This window comes from Pseudomonas sp. SIMBA_041 (genome assembly GCF_046535095.1).
In the GTDB taxonomy this organism is placed as follows: domain Bacteria; phylum Pseudomonadota; class Gammaproteobacteria; order Pseudomonadales; family Pseudomonadaceae; genus Aquipseudomonas; species Aquipseudomonas mucoides.
On record NZ_JAWRXJ010000586.1, the window covers coordinates 1 to 255 of the forward strand.

The window sequence follows — 255 nt, forward strand, 5'->3', positions numbered from 1 at the left end:
GCCAGAAGAAGCGAAAGAGATCCCACAGGTTGCAGGCTCTCTGGAAGAAGCACTGAACGAACTGGATCTGGACCGCGAGTTCCTGAAAGCCGGTGGCGTGTTCACTGACGAAGCAATTGATGCGTACATCGCTCTGCGTCGCGAAGAAGATGACCGCGTGCGTATGACTCCGCATCCGGTAGAGTTTGAGCTGTACTACAGCGTCTAAGTGTTTTAGTTGCCGTGGAAACTTTTCGCCTGTCTCTGGCAGGCCTG

General features: G+C 54.1%; 1 pseudogene. It reads left to right on the plus strand.

Going from position 1 to position 255, the window contains the following annotated elements:
• Positions 1–208, plus strand: a pseudogene (glnA, locus tag SB725_RS32470) (glutamine synthetase); the annotation flags it as partial.
• Positions 209–255 lie beyond the last annotated feature (47 nt).